The sequence below is a fragment of the Nocardia sp. NPDC003726 genome (assembly GCF_053586955.1).
The window spans coordinates 157,659-174,552 of the sequence record NZ_JBSFNF010000013.1; the positions used below are offsets into that span (position 1 = coordinate 157,659).

18 protein-coding genes are annotated in these 16,894 nt (G+C 69.4%); 16 read left to right on the top strand and 2 right to left on the bottom strand.

What is annotated here, in order from left to right:
* The first annotated feature begins 7 nt into the window (after positions 1–7).
* The 15 genes from ACWDMM_RS19170 (at position 8) to ACWDMM_RS19240 (ending at position 11,446) form a co-directional block, all read left to right on the top strand.
* Positions 8–292, top strand: a complete 285-nt coding sequence (locus ACWDMM_RS19170; protein ID WP_195080393.1) for a hypothetical protein — start codon at positions 8–10, stop codon at positions 290–292.
* 29 nt (positions 293–321) lie between these two features.
* The gene (locus tag ACWDMM_RS19175; RefSeq protein ID WP_357106628.1) at positions 322–813 is read left to right on the top strand and encodes a DUF6301 family protein; all 492 of its coding nucleotides are present in this window, start codon (positions 322–324) and stop codon (positions 811–813) included.
* Positions 810–1,253 carry a TY-Chap domain-containing protein gene (locus tag ACWDMM_RS19180; RefSeq protein ID WP_195080395.1) on the top strand — a complete coding sequence of 148 codons (444 nt, stop codon included), beginning with the start codon at positions 810–812 and terminating at the stop codon, positions 1,251–1,253. Before ACWDMM_RS19175 ends, ACWDMM_RS19180 begins: the two co-directional genes overlap by 4 nt.
* A gap of 99 nt (positions 1,254–1,352) precedes the next feature.
* A complete protein-coding gene (locus ACWDMM_RS19185) occupies positions 1,353–2,900 on the top strand; it encodes a hypothetical protein (protein WP_449938665.1) in 1,548 nt (515 codons plus the stop codon).
* Positions 2,901–3,364: 464 nt separating this feature from the next.
* A complete protein-coding gene (locus tag ACWDMM_RS19190) occupies positions 3,365–5,230 on the top strand; it encodes a hypothetical protein (RefSeq protein ID WP_449938667.1) in 1,866 nt (621 codons plus the stop codon).
* Positions 5,227–6,000: an ESX secretion-associated protein EspG gene (locus tag ACWDMM_RS19195; RefSeq protein ID WP_449938669.1), complete on the top strand. Its 774-nt coding sequence runs from the start codon at positions 5,227–5,229 to the stop codon at positions 5,998–6,000. Before ACWDMM_RS19190 ends, ACWDMM_RS19195 begins: the two co-directional genes overlap by 4 nt.
* 42 nt (positions 6,001–6,042) lie before the next feature.
* Complete coding sequence (locus ACWDMM_RS19200; RefSeq protein ID WP_357106616.1) at positions 6,043–6,393, top strand: hypothetical protein; 351 nt, start codon at positions 6,043–6,045, stop codon at positions 6,391–6,393.
* A 38-nt stretch (positions 6,394–6,431) separates the two neighbouring features.
* Positions 6,432–6,719 carry a YbaB/EbfC family nucleoid-associated protein gene (locus ACWDMM_RS19205; protein WP_357106613.1) on the top strand — a complete coding sequence of 96 codons (288 nt, stop codon included), beginning with the start codon at positions 6,432–6,434 and terminating at the stop codon, positions 6,717–6,719.
* A gap of 99 nt (positions 6,720–6,818) precedes the next feature.
* Entirely contained in the window at positions 6,819–7,136 is a 318-nt protein-coding gene (locus ACWDMM_RS19210) for a type VII secretion target (protein WP_195080400.1), read from the top strand.
* On the top strand, positions 7,133–8,506 hold the full coding sequence (locus tag ACWDMM_RS19215) for a hypothetical protein (RefSeq protein WP_449938672.1): 1,374 nt from the start codon (positions 7,133–7,135) through the stop codon (positions 8,504–8,506). Before ACWDMM_RS19210 ends, ACWDMM_RS19215 begins: the two co-directional genes overlap by 4 nt.
* A gap of 32 nt (positions 8,507–8,538) precedes the next feature.
* On the top strand, positions 8,539–8,880 hold the full coding sequence (locus ACWDMM_RS19220) for a PE family protein (protein WP_449938674.1): 342 nt from the start codon (positions 8,539–8,541) through the stop codon (positions 8,878–8,880).
* Positions 8,881–8,914: 34 nt separating this feature from the next.
* Complete coding sequence (locus tag ACWDMM_RS19225; protein WP_195080402.1) at positions 8,915–9,901, top strand: PPE domain-containing protein; 987 nt, start codon at positions 8,915–8,917, stop codon at positions 9,899–9,901.
* Positions 9,898–10,689: an ESX secretion-associated protein EspG gene (locus ACWDMM_RS19230; RefSeq protein WP_357106603.1), complete on the top strand. Its 792-nt coding sequence runs from the start codon at positions 9,898–9,900 to the stop codon at positions 10,687–10,689. Before ACWDMM_RS19225 ends, ACWDMM_RS19230 begins: the two co-directional genes overlap by 4 nt.
* Positions 10,690–10,784: 95 nt before the next feature.
* The gene (locus ACWDMM_RS19235) at positions 10,785–11,093 is read left to right on the top strand and encodes a WXG100 family type VII secretion target (RefSeq protein ID WP_195080404.1); all 309 of its coding nucleotides are present in this window, start codon (positions 10,785–10,787) and stop codon (positions 11,091–11,093) included.
* A 59-nt stretch (positions 11,094–11,152) separates the two neighbouring features.
* Positions 11,153–11,446: a WXG100 family type VII secretion target gene (locus ACWDMM_RS19240; protein WP_195080405.1), complete on the top strand. Its 294-nt coding sequence runs from the start codon at positions 11,153–11,155 to the stop codon at positions 11,444–11,446.
* Positions 11,447–11,511: 65 nt separating this feature from the next.
* On the opposite strand, the gene eccE is transcribed toward ACWDMM_RS19240, so the two are convergent.
* Positions 11,512–13,296 (bottom strand): type VII secretion protein EccE, encoded by a 1,785-nt coding sequence (gene eccE / locus ACWDMM_RS19245; protein ID WP_449938679.1) that lies wholly within the window; start codon positions 13,294–13,296, stop codon positions 11,512–11,514.
* A 130-nt stretch (positions 13,297–13,426) separates the two neighbouring features.
* Here eccE and eccB point away from each other — a divergent pair, with 130 nt between their 5' ends.
* A complete protein-coding gene (eccB, locus tag ACWDMM_RS19250; RefSeq protein WP_449938682.1) occupies positions 13,427–14,935 on the top strand; it encodes a type VII secretion protein EccB in 1,509 nt (502 codons plus the stop codon).
* A 36-nt stretch (positions 14,936–14,971) separates the two neighbouring features.
* On the opposite strand, the gene eccA is transcribed toward eccB, so the two are convergent.
* The gene (eccA, locus tag ACWDMM_RS19255) at positions 14,972–16,804 is read right to left on the bottom strand and encodes a type VII secretion AAA-ATPase EccA (RefSeq protein ID WP_195080624.1); all 1,833 of its coding nucleotides are present in this window, start codon (positions 16,802–16,804) and stop codon (positions 14,972–14,974) included.
* Between the last annotated feature and the right edge of the window lie 90 nt (positions 16,805–16,894).

The following is a 16,894-nucleotide window of genomic DNA, read 5'->3' on the forward strand; positions in this document are numbered from 1 at the left end:
AGCAATCATGCGGATCGACCATCCGACCGATGACGAACTGCGGGAGAATTTCGACGAGATGCTCCGCTCCGTGCTGACCGGCGGCGGCATCCGCACGGAGACCGGCCTCGACATGAAGACCGAGGACGCCCTGTGGGCGATCGCCCGAGCGTATCCCGAGGTGCCGGACGCGCTGGTCGACGCGGCCCGCTCGGCGTTCGCGGGCCAGCTCGACGGCTCCAACGCCCGCGAGCGCAAGGAGGCGCTGGCCCGCAAGATCGAGGAGATCAATCGTCGCCGGTCGGCCCGGTGAGCGCCGATGTCACGACCTAAGGTGGGCACATGACCGAGTGGCGCGCGTTGACCGACGGCGAGATCGTCGACCTGGCCACAGCCTTGCGGTCGCTCGACGATCCCCAGCCGATGGACGCGATACCGCGGCTGGCCGAGACGTTCGGCTGGAAAGTACTGACCGCTCACCCGGACCGGGCGATGCTGGACGCCGGTTTCGGGATGGCCAGCGGCAAGATCCACGGCCGGGACGGCCTGATCGTGGACATCAAACTGCGCGTCACCGATTTCGCCCCGGACGACGCGGACGGAAGGGCCCGGTCGAGAGACGCGTTCGCGGCGATGGTCGCGGCGCTCACCGGCGCGCTCGGCGAACCGACCGCCAGGGTCCCCGGCGCCACCGCCGAGGTCCGGTGGGCGGGTCCGGAAACCACGCTGGTGGTGGCGGACCTGGGCCGCTCGGTCCAGCTGTCCCGCACCGCCAATTCCTGGCTCGAACTGCACGATCAGGCCATCGAGCTGGAGGGGCAGGAGCAGAGTTGACCGGGTGGGGAGACTTCGCCGCCGGTTTGGCCGCGGAACTGGCCGCGCTGCGCGCCGGTTCCATTGTGAAGCTGGTGGAGTCCGATGCCGGACCGCGACGGCGATACGCCCAGTTCCTCCAGCTCGACGATGCGCTGTCGGCCGAACTGGTCGACGACGAGTGGCTCGACCCCGCCTTGCAAGCGGGCGCCGAGCGACGCGCGCTGATCGCCGAATCGGGTTGGCACGAACGCGATGCGAGCCACAGCAATTGGTGGATCGAGCTCGCTTGGCCGAGTCCGACGACCGAATACCGGCGGCTGGCCGACATGGTCGTCACCGGGTTGCGCGACGGGTTCGGCATCGCCGCCCCCACCGCCTTGGCCTATGCGGCGTGGAACGAACGTTCGGCGAACCGCAAGCTGGACCTGCCGCTGCTGGGCCTGCGGCAGGAACCGTGACGAGCGCCGCGTGCGAACCGGCGCCGTGCGAATGAACGACAACAGGCATCGTGGCGTGCACGCCCGCTCCGATGCGGTGGACGAGGGGATTTCCACGACGTGACCAGATCAGGCGGCCCGGCCACCGGCGACGAACGAGGTGTCGCCGAGACACCGACCGGCAGCGCGGCGCACGGGGCCGAAGCGGCAGCTCAGCAGCCAGCGCAGGAGCCCGATGTCGGCTTCACCTTGTCCGAAGCGGCGCCGGTCGAGGATGTCGCCGAGCGCGCCAAGACGCTCATGCACCAGGTCGCCCGCGAGCTCGCCGCGGGCGGCCCGGCGGGCTGGCAGCGGGTCGACGCGGTGTTCGCTCTGACGGTGGCCGCGGAGATCGCGCTGGCCGTCTACTCCGACGATCAGGAGCGCACCGCACGGGTGACTCCCGATCCCGAGGTCGTGGCGCTGGTCCGGGAGCATCGGCAGCTGGCGGCGGGGCTCGAGGACGGACCGTGGTGGCGTTTGCTCTTCACGCTGACCAGCGATGGCCGGATGGAGGTCGACTACGACTACGGCGACGAGCCGTTCCCGGACGACCAGCTGTTCCCGCCGGAGGTCTACCTCGCGGATCTGGCGGCTTTTCCACGGGATTCGCTGCCGGTCTGGCTCGGCGCCTACCTCGGACACGGTGATCGTCAGGCGCGGCCGCCGCGGGTGGCGGCGGCACAGGCGCGGGCGGACCGAGAGGCGGGCGTGCGCGCCGTCGCGTCCGAGGACGAGTTGCCGCCGTTCCCGCTCATGGCCGCCCGCTGGGCCGTGCTCGCCGCGGCGTTCGTCGCGGCCGAATCACCCTGGGGACCACGGTTGTTGCCCTCCGTGAGCTGGTTCGAGGGAGCCAAGCGAAGCGGTTGTTCGCTGTACGCGCTGCCGGGCGGGCGTGCCGTGCTCTCCGGCGGGGTGTGGAACGCCCCGGAACTGGCCGCGGCCTACAACGACGGCGTCCGGCTGCCCGACCTGTACGCGGGCGCGCCGGAATGGGTGGCGGGGCAGGTGCTGAACCACCGCTGCACCAGCGGTCTGCTGACGTTCTGCTACTGGTGGGAGAACAGCCGCTGGTACCGCGGTGAGTCACCGGCGCCGGCCCGGTTCGCCGAGGCGATGCCGGGCGTGTGGAGTTCGGAGACCGTCGTGGACATCGTCGGCGGCCTGCTCGGCGACGACGCGAACGAGCGGCGCGCGGCCGTCGGCGCGCTGGTGTCCGCGGCGGAAACCGGTGGCGTCACGCGGGACGCGCTCGCCGGTGTCTTCGACGACGAACGATTCGACGTGGACGGCGCCCTCTTCCAGCTCACCATGGCCGGGGTGACCATGACCGCGCCGGAGCCGATGTCGCGGGCGGACGCGCTCGCCCGGGTGGAGCGGTTCCTCCGGGACAGCGGCGCCGACCTCGCGAACTATCCGCTGGACGACCTGCGCGCCGACCGGATCAGCGTCGGCTGGATGGTGTACCTCCCGGTCGAGCCGGGTGAGATCGCGATCGGCCGGGCGATCTACTACGTCGCCGACGACGGTGTGCTGGAACGGTCTTCGTCCTCGGTGGCGCCGTCGGTCTACCAAGCGGAGTTCGAGCGGCGGTTCCGGGACCGGCACGGCCCGGTCGGCGCGTCCTGACCTCCGCTTTCCTGCTGTGCCGCAGCGTAATCCGGCTGGCTCGGGGCGTGGCGGGAGCCACCGGGATTCGGGGCTGTACATGCGCAGGCAACCCGACTCACCATAGAATCGTTGGTGCGTCGTAAGACAATATTCGGCTTGCCGTAAGAACCGGCTGCCAGATTGACCTGTGGCGCACAGCCGTTCGCGGCACGCCAGCGATGAGGAGGGTCGTCAGCGTATGAGTTGCCGGGCGCAGGAGCGTGATCCCGTACGCGGGGGCGAACGGGTCACCGCGCCGTGGCGCGCCCATCGTCGACGCCCACGTCGGGGAGGTATGCAGTTGTGCGGGTCGGAGTCATGGGCTCCGGGATCGGACTGCGGCATCGTATCTCGCCTGGCCGCCTGTGCTCACTCGGCGCTCTTCCCAGCGGTGACAACACCGGCGGCGAGCTTCCGAATCGGAGGGACGGAAGGAGCGTGGCATGTCTGAGCAGCCGAATCCATGGAGCGGCCTGTCGCGCGAGGCGCAGAACGGCACCTTGGAGCTGCGCCCGGGAGCGCTCGAAGCTCTGATCAACGCGGCGAACGGCGTCCGCGTCCGCATCGCGTCGGTCAAGAAGGAACTGTCGAAGATCGATTCCCTTCCGCCGTTCGCCGATCTGTTGCTCTCGGCCGAGGCGCTCGCCTCCCGCTTCTCGGAAAAGGGAAAAGAGCTGGGCAGCATTCTGGACGACCACATCACCATCCTCGATGATCTGACCGATACTTTCTTCGCAGCGGCCAGGCACTACCGGGGTACCGAGGAGGACAACCGGGTCGATTTCGCCACGCTCGAGCGCCGAGTGAGTGAACACAAAGGGATCACCGAAAATCTCTCGAAGCGTTGGGATCCGGCCGGTTTGACCACGGCGGGCGACGGCAGCGGCAACACTTACGCGCATCCGGACTGGAACGAGGTCGGCAAACGCAAGCCCGAGGAAAACCACGGATTGCCGGCCGGTCTGGCCGACCCCGGCGAGGTGAAATTCGAGCCCCGGGGTGTGCATGCGGATGACCCGGAGAACTTCACCTATTCCCAGTACCAGACGATCATTTCCTCGATCACCGGCGGCAGTCCGAGTATGCCGATCAAGGTCGCGCAAGCCGCGTCGGATTGGCGGTGGCTGGCCGGGGAATTGAAGGAAACGTTCGACATCCTCACCAATCAGATGACGACCAGCAGGGCGAGCTGGACCAGTCCGAACAACAATGGGGGCGCCGACCGGGCCCGCCAAGCGATCACCGCCTATGGCGCCGGAACCGATCAGCTGAATACGAATATGAAGCTCATCGGCGACAGCCTGGAATACGTGTCGGAATGGCTGTACACCACCGGAGTGCTGCTCCAGCAGGGTGACGACTATCCGCCCGCACGAACTACGGGGGAGACCGACGAGGCCTACCGGCAGCGGAAGGAAGAAGCCGCGGTTCGCAATTACGTGCGAGCGATGCAAGCGGCATATGTTCCCGGCGTAGAGGAGACCGACAAGGTCATCGCGGTGCTGCCGGATCCGATTCCGCCGACCACCGGCCAGGTGCCGGGACCAGGGCCTGGCCCCGGCGGTCCCGGACCGGGCGCCGCGCCGGGGCCGGGAACCAGCCCTGCGCAATTACGGGCGATGCAGAACGCCCAGCGGCAGGCCGAACAGCAGCGCAAAGCGTTGGAAGACGCACAGCGTCAGGCGCAACTGGACGCCCAGCGTCGCGCCGCTGAACAGCAGCAACAGCAACAGCGCCAGCAGCAACAGCAGCAACAGCAGGCCGCGCAGCAAGCCGCCCAGCAGGCCGCGCAGCAGGCCGCGCAGCAGCTGGCGCAACAGGCGCAGCAGGCCGCTCAGCAGATCGCGCAACAGGCGCAGCAGATCGGTCAGCAGGCGGCAAGCGCCGCGCAACAGGCGGCCCAGCAAGCCGCGCAGCAGGCCGCGCTGGCCGGCTTGCCCGGGATGCCGAATCTGTCCGACGCGACGAAGAAACTCGAGTCGGCGCTGGCGAAGGGCGCGGGCGGCCCCGGTGGTTCAGGCGGTCCCGGCGCACCGAAATCGGCGGCGAACCAGAACTTGGAGAAGGCGTCGAAGTTGTTCCCGCGGGCAGCGTCGAACGCCGTCACCGCGGCCGCCACCGGGCGCGCCGGTCTCGCGGCGGGCCAGGGCATGATGGGCGGCCCCGGCATGCCGATGGGCGGCCCCGGCGCCGCCCAGGGCGGACAGCAGAAGGAGCACAAGCGCGCCGACTATCTCGATTCCACCGAGCATCTGGAAGAGGCGCTGGGTGAGGCGCCCGTGGTAGCGAAACCTGTTGTCGAGCAATGAACGACACGTGGGAGTTCTCCGGTCTCGAATTCGCCGCGGCCTGGCACGCGGCGAAGGAGAGCCTGCCCGACCCGTTCTTCTACCTCAGCGGCACGACCTACTACGACGACGCGCGCAGGCAGAAAGACGAAGCGTGGCAGCGCATCCGAACCCGATGGGGCCGTGCGCTGGACGAGTTGATGGACGTGCTCATGGTTCCCGACATCCGGCTGGTGATCCGTGGGATCGACGGCAGGGACGCGCGGAATCCGAAGGGTAAGATCCGCATGCTCGCCAGCCGGAAGGGCGACCGGGCGTTCCTGGTGACCCAGAAACCGGGAGCGGAACGGCCGACGGGGGGATTCACCGTCGCCGAACACGACGCGCTGTCGCTCGGCCACGCCGTGGCGGCCGCGCTGCCGAAGGTCGATGCCGGGCGCGGGCGCGCCTTCGATCTCATCGAGCCCGACGGCGACGGCCTCGACCACTCCTATGGCCGATCCCTGGTGCACGACGTCGAAGACCGCGCGGCGAGCCGCAGCGAGTCCTTCGATCGCGCGCCCGCCGCCACGGTGGGCACCATCGTGGTGGAGCAGGGGCATTCGCGCTTCGGTCCGCGCGGTATCGCCCGAGTGGATCTGGCCTGGCGCGATCTGGTCGACGACGGGCGCTATGCGATCGTGCCGGGCAATCCGCCGACGGTCGTCGCGGCGGACGTGCGGCGGCTGACCGAATTGATCAACGCGCGGATCGCCGAAGTCGTCCAAACCATCAAAGACGAGCGGATGTGATCGACGTATGCGCGATGCCATTTCGACCGGAGGAGGTATCGGATGACCACGCCGGGCCCGATCGAAGAATTCCCGACGGAATTCGTGGCCACTTCGCTCACCGGCTCGATTTCCGTGCGCACCACCGAAACGGGTCTGCCGCTAGGGATCAAGGTCGACGCCGATCAACTGCGCCGCGACCCGGAAGCACTGGCGGGCGAGGTGCTGCGATTGTGCAGACAGGCGGCGAACCGCGCGGGTCTGGCGCGGCGGGCGCAATTGCGGCAACTGGGATTCACCGCGGAGATGCTGGCGCTGACCGGACTGCCCACCGAACAGCAGGTGGCGACGCAGGAGCTCATCGACGAGCAGGAGTACGACACCGAACCGCAGAGCTGGCTGCGATCGGTCTGAGCGGCAGTGGAATTCGTGAGGTCGGCATGGTCGAAACAATGGACGAGCTCATCGCTCGGGTGCGCAATCAGCTCTACCGGCTCACCGATCTCCATGACGCCGTGAACGGGATCCGGGTAGCCGAGACATCGCCCGACGGCGCGGTGACCGCGGAAGTGGACGGTAACGCCGCGTTGGTCGGACTGAGCTTTTCCGCCGCGTTGTCGAAACTTTCGCCGGAGGAGTTCGAGAAAACGGTCGTCGATACCGCGCGAGCGGCCGCGCACAAGGCTTTTGCGCAACGCGGCGCGCTTATCACCGCATTCAATGAGGAGGCCACCGGGTAGTCACCGGATGTTAACCACTATGGGATCGCGATAAGCGGTCCGCGCTGGGTAGAGTTGAATACGAAACGTCGGGGGATGTTTCGGGATTGGACGATGATCATGAGTCACATTGAAGTAGTCCCGGATGCGCTGCGTGTGTACGGAAGCGAATCGGCGGCCATGGCCGCCGGAGTGGGAGCGATCGCCGCGACCGACCAAGCCGCGACGGTCGCCGCGGTGGTCCCGGTGTTCGGCCTGATCGGCCAGGAGTTCCTCGTCTCGTACGCCTTCGCCCAGGCCAATCACCTGTCGTCGGTGGCGCAGCTCGCCGCCGTGCACGCGGGCACCGCGCTGACGGCGCATCAGGCCGCCGCCACCTACGAGGGCACGGACACCGCCTCGGGCGCGGCCATCGGAGCGATCCGCGCGCGGTCATGACCACGCCGGGAGCCGTTCCGCCGCCTGGCGCCGATCCGCTGGATCCCACGGTCCTGGAATTGCTGCGGGGCAGCGCTCTCGCGCCCATGCTCGACCTGCCGGTGAACGATGTCCTGCGCAGCATGGGATTACCGAATCTGCCGGAGCTGCCCGCCTTCGTGCACCTGCCGGAGCTGCCGCCGCTGCCGACGATCGATCTGGGCGCGCTCATGCGCCCGCTGACCGATCTCGCCTCCGCGTTCGGCACCGGTCAGCTCGCCGCGTCCGCGCCGGCGCAGGCCGGTGCTCCCGCCGCGGGGCAGGCTCCCCCGGTGGACCCGACTCAGTTGTTGCAGAACGTGTCCACCGTGATGCAGACGGTGATGCAGGTCGGTTCCTCCCTGGTGCAGACCCTGATGTCGGTATGGCAGGGCATGGCCGCGATGGAGGCCGCGAAGAAGGCCGGCGAGGCGCAGACCGACGCGGGTGAGCTGGCGGCGCAGAGCACGCAGGAGAAGGCGGTGCTCGGCAACGCGGCGGGCAGCGTCTTCACCGGCGCCGGCTTGATGGCGGCGGTGCTGGCGAAGTTCTCCACCACCATGGCCTTCGCGCCCCTGCTGGCGGCCTCGCCGGGGGGACAGGGCTTCCTGGTCGCCTCCGCGATCGAGGCGACCACCGAGGCGCTGGCGATCACGGCCAAGACGAAAGCCGAGCTGGTCGGTCACAGCGCGAGCATGACGCAGGCAGGTCAGAAGGTCCCGATCACGAACGCGCCTACGGGCGTGAAGTCGGCCGAACAGCTCACCCAGTTGATGAGCATGATCACGCCGCTGATCAGCACGGCCGGTCAGGTGGCGCAGTCGCTCGGACAGTTGGCGGCGGCCAATCCTTCGCTGCTGGCGCCGAAATCGATCAGCGCGCCCGGCGCGCACGAAGCCGAGGACGCACCCGGGGATGGCAAGGAAGGCGAGCACGCCGGTGGCGCGGGCGGTGCCGGTGGCATCGGCGGTGGCTTCCCCGGCGCGATCGCCGCGGCCGCCGCACCGCTGAACCCGTGGCCGGGGACCCGCGTGGCCGGTGGATCGCTCGGCAACATCGGCGCCGCCACCGCCGCCGGTACCGGAGCGGGAGCGTCGTCCGCCACCGTCGCGGGAACCACCGCGGCGGGGACCGGTACCGGGACGGGATATGTGCCGATGGGCGGTGCGGGCATGGCGGGCGCGGGTCTGGCCCGCGACGGCGAATCGACCACCGACGCGCTGCGCGGCCAGATGGTCACCGGCCAGCACGGCGACGAAGTGGTCGGCCGGATCGAAGGGGTCTCGCTGCCGGTGGTCGGCGCGGCCGACACGACATCGGAACCACCGCCGGACAAGGAACTCACGCTCTGACGCGAGTGCCGAGCAGTACACAGGAGGGTCTTATGAGTGACGGGCGGGGTCAGGTGTACCACAGCGTGCGTTTCGACTCGGTCACGGCGGCCAAGGCGTCATCCGGGCTGGACGCGCTGGCCGACCGGTTGGCGTCGGATCTGCGCGCCACCGAGGAGGCGCTGACCGTCGTGCCCGCTGGGGCCGACGAGGTCTCCGGCCGAGCCGCGCGGACCGCGAACGACGTCGCGTCGTCGTATCTGGCCGGCGCGCAGGCGGGCGTGCACGAACTGCGCAAGCTGGCGGCCACCTTGCGGCTGCAGTCGAACCGGTTCGACGGCATGGAATCGGCGAATACGGCGGATTTCGACACCACGGGCGGCCGGTCGGCCTGACCGTCGTCGCGCAACCGAAAGGTCCTCCGCAGCAATGATCGAACCACCGCAGCCAGGTTTCACCGGCGTGGTGTGGACCGCGCGCCCGCCCGAGCGGCTCGCGCGCGATCTCACCACCGGGCCGGGCGCCGTGCCGATGGCCGAAGCCGTCGCCGCGTGGTCGCGCCTGGCCGCGTCGTTCGGCGCCGCTGTGGCCGAGTACGAGAAGGTTCTCGCGGACGTGCGCGGAGCCTGGCAGTCGGGGCGCAGCGACGAGGTGCTGCGACAAATCTCGACGCTGCGGGACTGGCTGGTCGACGCCGCCGCCGCTGCGGCGGCCAACGCCGCGCGATTCCAGGCCCAGGTCACCGCTTACGAGATCGCCCGGTTGGCCATGCCCGATACCGCCGACCTGGAAAACCTGCAGCAGCTACAGCGGATGCTGGAGTCGATGGGCGGGATGCTCGGTGGGCCGATCCGCGCGATCGCCGCCGAGACGGATGCCGACCAGGACGCGGCGAAGGCCGTGGCCTCGCGGGTCATGCGGAACTACGAGCTGGCCACCGAGCCGCTGGCCCTGCCGTGGCAGCACCAGGAGCCGCCCGTGGTGGCGCCGGAGCAGGCGCTGGCCGCCGAACAGGCCGAGGCGGCACAGTCGGCCGCGGTGCCGCGCGGTGCCGCGCCGATCGGTGCGCTGCCGATCGGGACGGCGCCCATCCCGGCGATGCCGCGAGTGCGCACCGCCTATCAGGCGCCGGTGTACGCGCAGTCGGCCACAGCCGCCGACGTCGTTCCGCGCACGACGCAGGCCACCACGGTGAACACGGGCGGCCAACCGGCTCCGCTCGTTCCAGGGGCATTGGGGCAGGCCGGGTCCGCACCGGATGCGGCGCGATTCCCGCGCGCCAGCCTGCCGACGGAGACCAGCGATCAGATCGGTTTCGAGGGCGGCATCCAGGCCGCGCCCGCGGTGCTCGGCGGCGCCGAACCCGCGGCTGTCGCGCAGACGGAGACCAGTCCAGAGCCGGGAGGTGCGCCGTGACGTCACTGACGAACGACGCGCTGCTCGTCGTCGCCGAGCGGCTCGGTGTGCAGACCTTGCCGCTGGTGCTTTCGGTGGCGCCGCAACAGGACTCGATCGAGGAATATCGCGCCGCACGGGAGCGCGCGCTGTCCGGCCTGGTCGGCGCGGGCCTGCTCGACGCAGAAGGCGAAGTCGAATCCGGCCTGGCCGCAGCTCTGTTCGTGCTGGCGCAGCCGGATCGCGAGCTCGTCGCCCGTGTCTACGCCGAGGACGGCGCCCGTCGCTTCTGCCTGGCGCGCCGGGGCGAGCAGCACGCGCTCGCCGTGCGCTCGGGCGACAGCTTCGAGGTGCGATCCCTCTGGGCCGACGGCTCGGACGCGTCACTGGCTCGCCCACTGCTGGCCGCGCTCGGACCGTGCGAACCCGCGCAGATCACCGGATTCAGCGCACCCGCTGGCGAACTGGCCGACCGGATGGACGCGGCCGAAGGCTCCGGTGATTTCGCCGACGCGGTGTACGCCCTCGGCGTCGGTGAGCGTGACGCCGCCGTGCTCGGACTCGCCTTCGGCTCCTGCCGTGCCTACGCCGAGATCGTGGCCTACGCCCATCAGGACGGGCTGACCAGCAGGGCGCCCGGCGCGGTGGCGGTGTACGACACCGGCCGCGGCCGCATCGTCGTCGCCCCCATGGTCGCGCCGGATCAGCAGATCTGGTCGACGGTCACGACGGGCACCGACCACCGGGTGACTCAGGCGGTCGCCACATTGCTCGAAGGGCTGCCCGGGGGGAGGTGGCTGCCTCAGTAGCTGTCGAGTCGCAAGAAGACTCGGTTGCCACATTGCTCGGTGAGATCGTCCGGATCTCCGCACCAACACCACTTCTGACGGAAGGACCACACGAAATGGCTTACACAACTCTCGGCGACGGCTCGGGGAACACCTACGGTGTCGAAGAGGGCGGCATCGACAGCGTCGTCAGCCGCATGGAGGACTCGATCTCGACGCTGCGCACCTCGATCAACCAGATCGACGAGTCGGTGCAGGCCGTCGCGCGCGGCTGGCAGGGTGACGCCCACCGCGAGTTCAACACCGCCGCCGCCGAATGGCACGACGAGGTCACCGCGCTCAACGGCAAGCTCGACCGGCTCTCGCAGGCCGTGACCTCCGGCAAGAACACCATCGTCGGCTCCGACCAGGCGGGTCTGGCCTGACCGCTGGACGGTGCTGCCGTCCGGCCGGATCCCAATCTCTCAGCAGAAGGAAGACAACAATGACCATCAAGTACAACTCCCCGGCCATCACCGAGATGGTCAGTGACCTCAACCAGTACGGCTCCAACATGAAGGCGCAGATCGACGAGCTCAACGGCGCCGCGGCGTCGTTCCGGGAGAACCTGCAGGGTGAGCAGGCGGTCGCGAACTTCAACAAGGCGCACAACGACCTGACCACCGAACTGGAGGACACGCTGCAGAAGCTGGACAACCTCGGCGTCAAGGTCGAGAACGCGCTGAACCGCGCGATCGAGGCCGACGGCAAGGTCGGCGACGGTTTCGCCTCCTTCTGAGCGCGCGAAGCGCCGAACGGCGGCCGGCTGGAACGGTAAGGGTTCCAGCCGGCCGCTTCGTGCGGTCAGCGGGCCGCGAGCGACTCGCCGATGTAGTGCATCTCGTCCGGTGTGGTGACCATCAGTACGGTCGCGCTGCGCGCGGCGGTGCGCACCGTGATCCGGTTCGGCGCCTGCGGATCCTGCACCAGCGTGACGTCGGCGTCGACCGACCTGCCGGGATCGTCCGGCCGCCGCACGTGCACGATCGTCGCGCCGCCCGCGTGCGCGATCGGCGGGATACCGTCGAACACCAGCACCGTCGTGCTCGGATAGGGAGCGGCGGGCGTCGGCGGGGGAGCGGGCGGGTGGTAGCTGGCGCCCGCGGCCCGCGGAGCGATCGAGAGGACTTGCGGCGCACCGAGATTCGCCACCATGGTGTGCCATGCCTCGGGCCGGGCGGTGTGCACGATGGCATGGGCGCCCAGCGCGGTGGCGCGCAGGATCACCTGCTGAGCCAGATCCAGATTGCCGATCACTTCCAGGTGCCTGGTGCCCTCGCCGATCAGCGGCACCGCGATGCCCTGCCCGCGCTCGTCGGCGCCGATGAGCTGGCCGCAGCCCGCTGTCGGCACCGCGAACTCGGCCAGCGCGGCCAGGGTGCCGCGATAGGCGATGTCGCTGCCCCAGCGGCCCGCGTAGCCGATGGGCAGGGTGTCCAACAGGATTCGCAGCTGGTTGCCGATCAGCTCGCGCAAACCGGGCAGCGGTGGTTCCTCGGGCGGCGCGACGGTGTCGAAGCGGACGACGGCGTTGAGCACCACGGTGTCGGCGAAATCGGTGTGCCGGTCGTGGCGGCCCGTTCCCGGCCGCAGGCGCAACGTCACCGTGGTGGACAAGCTGGGCACCGCCCAGATGCCGGCCAGTCCGCGCGGGCCGATCATGTCGGCCGCGATCTGGTACTGGGTGAGGTAACGGCCTTGGTACTCCAGCGTTTTCGGTGACTCGGCGAGCTGGTCGACATCGAAGCCGTGGGTGAGTTGACGCACCGCGGCGTTCATCTCGGTGGCGGTCAGCACGGAAACGGCGATGTCGTGCGCGGCCAGCCGGTTGGCGACCCGGCGGGTGGCGATGATCGCGGTGCGCAGCGCGCCGCTGCCACCGCCGCCGCGCTTGTCCACCGCCTCGGCGTTGGCCAGCGGATCCATCCGCAGCACCAGCCAGCAGGTGCGGTGCGCGATGGCGGGCAGCGGGCCGAGGATGCGGTCGTAGAGTTGCGCGGCCACGCCGGTGCCCGCGGTGCGCGCGCCGGTGCTCACCACGTCGATGCCCGCCAGGGTCAGATCGAATTGATCGAGGCAGCGGGCGATCTCGGGCAGCGGAAGCAGTTGATCGGTGCTGAGCGAGCCACGATCCAGCAGCGTCAGCGTGTCCGGCGGCGGATCGATCCTGAGCATGGTGAGCAGCAGGTCGCCGTCCCAGCGCACCCCGTAGGCGCCGCCCTCGGCCAGCGGCACGTCGAGCGCGGGCGCCTGCGACAGGCGTTCGGCCGGGCGCAATCCCGGGCGCCTGCGTGCGATCGCGCTACCGATGCGCTCGGCCGGCGTGTGTCCACCGACCGGCAACAGACCGGCCAGCGCGACCACCGCGCCCGCGGCGATCGCGCCCCGGATCGAATCGCCGACGGCGAGAACGATCCACGCGACGGCGGCGGCCGATATCGACACTGGCACGACCACGCGCAGCGGAAAAATGCGAAACAACCAGAATTCCGGATCGCGCAGTGTGTCGTAGTCCGATCGGCGTTGATTTCTCGGCGGCGCATCCATTATTTCACTATTGGTTGCCTCGCCGTTCATCGTTTCGTTCACCGTTGTTCGTCCCCGCTTCGTTTCGTGACGGCCGCCGTCGATCGGGTCGTGATTCCATCGGTTCAGGGCCGTCGGTGAATTACGGTACCGTGTCGAAGAGAATGGTGATCGATAGCTCGATGGAGACCATGTGCCGGCACAGCTGACCACCCGCGCTCAGGTCAACGGATACCGATTCCTGTTGCGCAGGCTCGATCACGCGCTGGTCCGCCGCGACGTGCGCATGTTGCACGATCCGATGCGTTCGCAGATCCGCTCCTTGCTCGTCGGCGCGGTGCTCGGTGTGCTCGTGGTGGCGGGCGCCGCGATCCTGGCCTTCCTGCGTCCGCAGGGCGCGATCGGCGACGCCGTGATCGTCTCGGGAAAGCAGAGCGGCGCGTTGTACGTGGTGGTGCAGGGCCAGGACGGCGGCAAGACGCTGCATCCGGTGCTGAATCTGGCGTCGGCGCGGTTGATCACGGGCGCCGACGCGGAGCCGCACGCGGTGAAGGACGACAAGCTCAACGATCTGCCGCGCGGGCCGCTGCTCGGCATTCCGGGAGCGCCGAGCGCGCTGCCCGGCTCCGCGCAGGGCAGCAAGTCGGAGTGGTCGCTGTGCGAGACCATCGCGCTGTCCGAAGGCGGTAGCGCCGCCTCGTCCTCCGGCGGCACGACGACGGTGATCGCGGGCCACCCCGCGCTCGCGGACCGGATCCGGACCGCGAATCACGACGAGGCCCTGCTCGTGCGGCGCGACAACAAGACCTACCTGGTCTACGACGGCAAGCGCGCCGAGGTGGACCCGGCCAACTCGGTGATGGCCAGGGCGCTGGACCTGCGCGCCCAGCGGCCGCGTCCGGTCGGCACCGGTCTGCTCGGCGCGACGACGCAGGTGCCGGCGCTGACGCCGCCGCAGATCCCACGGGCTGGCGAGCGCGGGCCGGGCCCGCTGTCGGAGATCCCGGTGGGCGGCGTCATCTCGGTGTCCGGCGTGGGCTCCGACGGCGGTTCCGCGCTGTATGTCGTGCTCGCCGACGGTTTGCAGCCGATATCGCCGTTCACCGCGCAGGTGATCAGGTACGCCGACTCGCACGGCATGCGCGAGATCGCGACCATGCCGCCCGACGTGCTGGACCGGGTTCCGGTGGTCCGGCAATTGCCGGTCGACGACTTCCCGGTGCGCACCCCGCGAATCCTGCCCGCCGAGGACGCGCCCGTGGCCTGCGTGGCCTGGGCGAAGTCGCCGGGCGCCGCTCCAGGGCCGAGCGAGGACAACGCGGGCGACGGCCCCGGTGAGCGAGCCGCGGTCAGCCTGCTGGTCGGCACTCGCCTGCCGATCGCGGAGTCCGCGAAACCCGTCGAGGTGTCCACCTCCGACGGCGTCGGCGACCGGGTCGACGCGGCCTACATCCCCCCGGGCTCAGGGGAATTCGTGCAGGTTACCGGGATGGAGCCGGGCAGCCCGCGCCGCGACAGCCTGTTCTACGTCGCCGACACCGGCGTCCGCTACGGCATTCCGGACGCGGCCACCGCGAACGTGCTCGGACTCGGCGGCTCTGCGCGCCTCGCGCCGTGGGCGATCATCGGCCAGCTGGTCCCCGGTCCCACGCTGTCGGCGCGCGAAGCGCTGGTCAGCCACGATTCGCTGCCCACGAAATGAGCCGCGGCGGACCGGTCGCGCGGTCCGCCCTCGGACTCAGTCCGTCCAGCCGACGTTCAGCGAGGTGAGCAAGCCGGCCAAGGCCAGCTCCATGTCCGACGCCTCGATGCGGCGCAGCACCGCCTCATCGATGTCGGTCAGGTCCAGCGATTCGTCGTTGGCCAGGCGGTATTCGCGCTCCTCCTCGGCCGCCTCGATCACGTTGCGGACGAACCGTCCGTTGCCCGCGAGATCGACGCCGCGGCGCGGCTGACCGCTCTGGTCGGTGCTCTGCATCGCGTACAGGCGTTCGCAGGCCCGGACCAGCTGCTCGAGCGCTCCTTCGGACAGGTCGGAATCGCGTTTGCGGGCGATCACCTGGCCGATCTGCCCCAGCTCGTCGGGCGTGTAGGACGGGAATTGCAAGCGCTTCGAAAAACGGGAGGCCAGGCCGTCGTTGGCGGCGAGCAACCGATCGATCTCGCCGTCGTAGCCGGCGATGATCACCACGAGGCGATCACGGTCGTTCTCCATGCGCGCCAGCAGCGTGTCCACCGCTTCACGGCCGAACGCGTCGCCGCCTTGCAGGCCGGTCTGGATCAGCGTGTACGCCTCGTCGATGAACAGCACACCGTCCATCGCGGTGTCGATCAGCTTCTCGGTCTTGATCGCGGTGCCGCCCAGATTCTGGCTGACGAAGTCGACGCGCTTGGCCTCGACCACCTTGTCGGTCTTCAACAGGCCGACGCCGCAATAGATCTTCGCGACCACCCTGGCGATGGTGGTCTTACCGGTGCCGGGCGGCCCGGTGAAGGCCAGGTGCTGGCCGCGCGGCTGGCTCGCCAAGCCCTTCTCGGCCCGGATCTTCGCCAGCTGCGCCGACGACTGCAGCTTCGCCACCTGGGTTTTCACCGAGGCGAGACCGATCTGCGAGTCCAGTTCGGCACGGGCCTCGACCAGGATCTTCTTCGCCCGGTCCTGGCTCTCGGCCTGCGCCATCTGCTCCATCGACGGCGAGGACGCCGGGTCCCACTTGTCGGTCCGCGCGTCGATCACCTCGCGGCTGGTGACGGTGATCCGATAGGTGCGGTCGCGCATCGCGGCCGCGTTCGCCTCGAAATCCGGCGCCTGCGAGTACACCTTCTCGAACAGGGCTTGGGCTTCGTCCTCGTTGCCCGACTCCCGCAGGCACAAGCCGCGACAGAACATCGCGGTCGACCGGGCCGCCGGGATCGGGCCCGCCTCGGCCTGCTGCATCCGCCGGATGGCCTCGCCGAACAAGCCGAGCTGGGCACACGCGGTGCCGACCATCACGTGCGCGCCCGCCGCCAGGTACGGATCCTCCCACTCCGCCGATCCCGCCAGCACCGCCATCACATCGGGCCAGCGCTGAGTGTTGTAGTGCAGCACGCCACGGACATACGCGCAGATGCGGTCGTCGATCTCGCCCTCGGGGTTGCTCAGTTGCCCGCGGCGGAACGTGTCGAGCTCGTCGAGCACTCGCTCGGCCTCGTCGTACTCCTTGTCGGCGATCAGATGCGCCGCCCAGGCCAGCGTGATCTCGGTGTGGTTGGCCAGCGGATAGTCGATGTACAGACCGGGAAGGAACCGGCCCGCGAGTTCGCGCGGACGCAACCCGAGCCTGCGCTGCTCGCGGTAGAGCGTGCTCGCGCTGGTCTTGTACAGGTTGAACAGAACGTCCTTGGTGAGCTCGCCCGCGGCGGCGCGGCCGAGCCACGCGTCGCACATCGTGGGATCCCACTCCGTGGCGCGCTGAAAAGCCAGTTTCGCGTAGTCGAGATCACGTGCGGATTCTTGCCCCTCGATGGACAATCCGAGCGACAGGATTCCGGCATCGAATGCGCGTTGTGCTTGGCGGTTGCCGGTCATTGCTGTCGAACCCCGAAATCTTCGTTTCTCGTAGTAGAGACGTTCATCTGGATACCAGACTACCGATCGCGCGCGGCCCGGTTCGTCCGT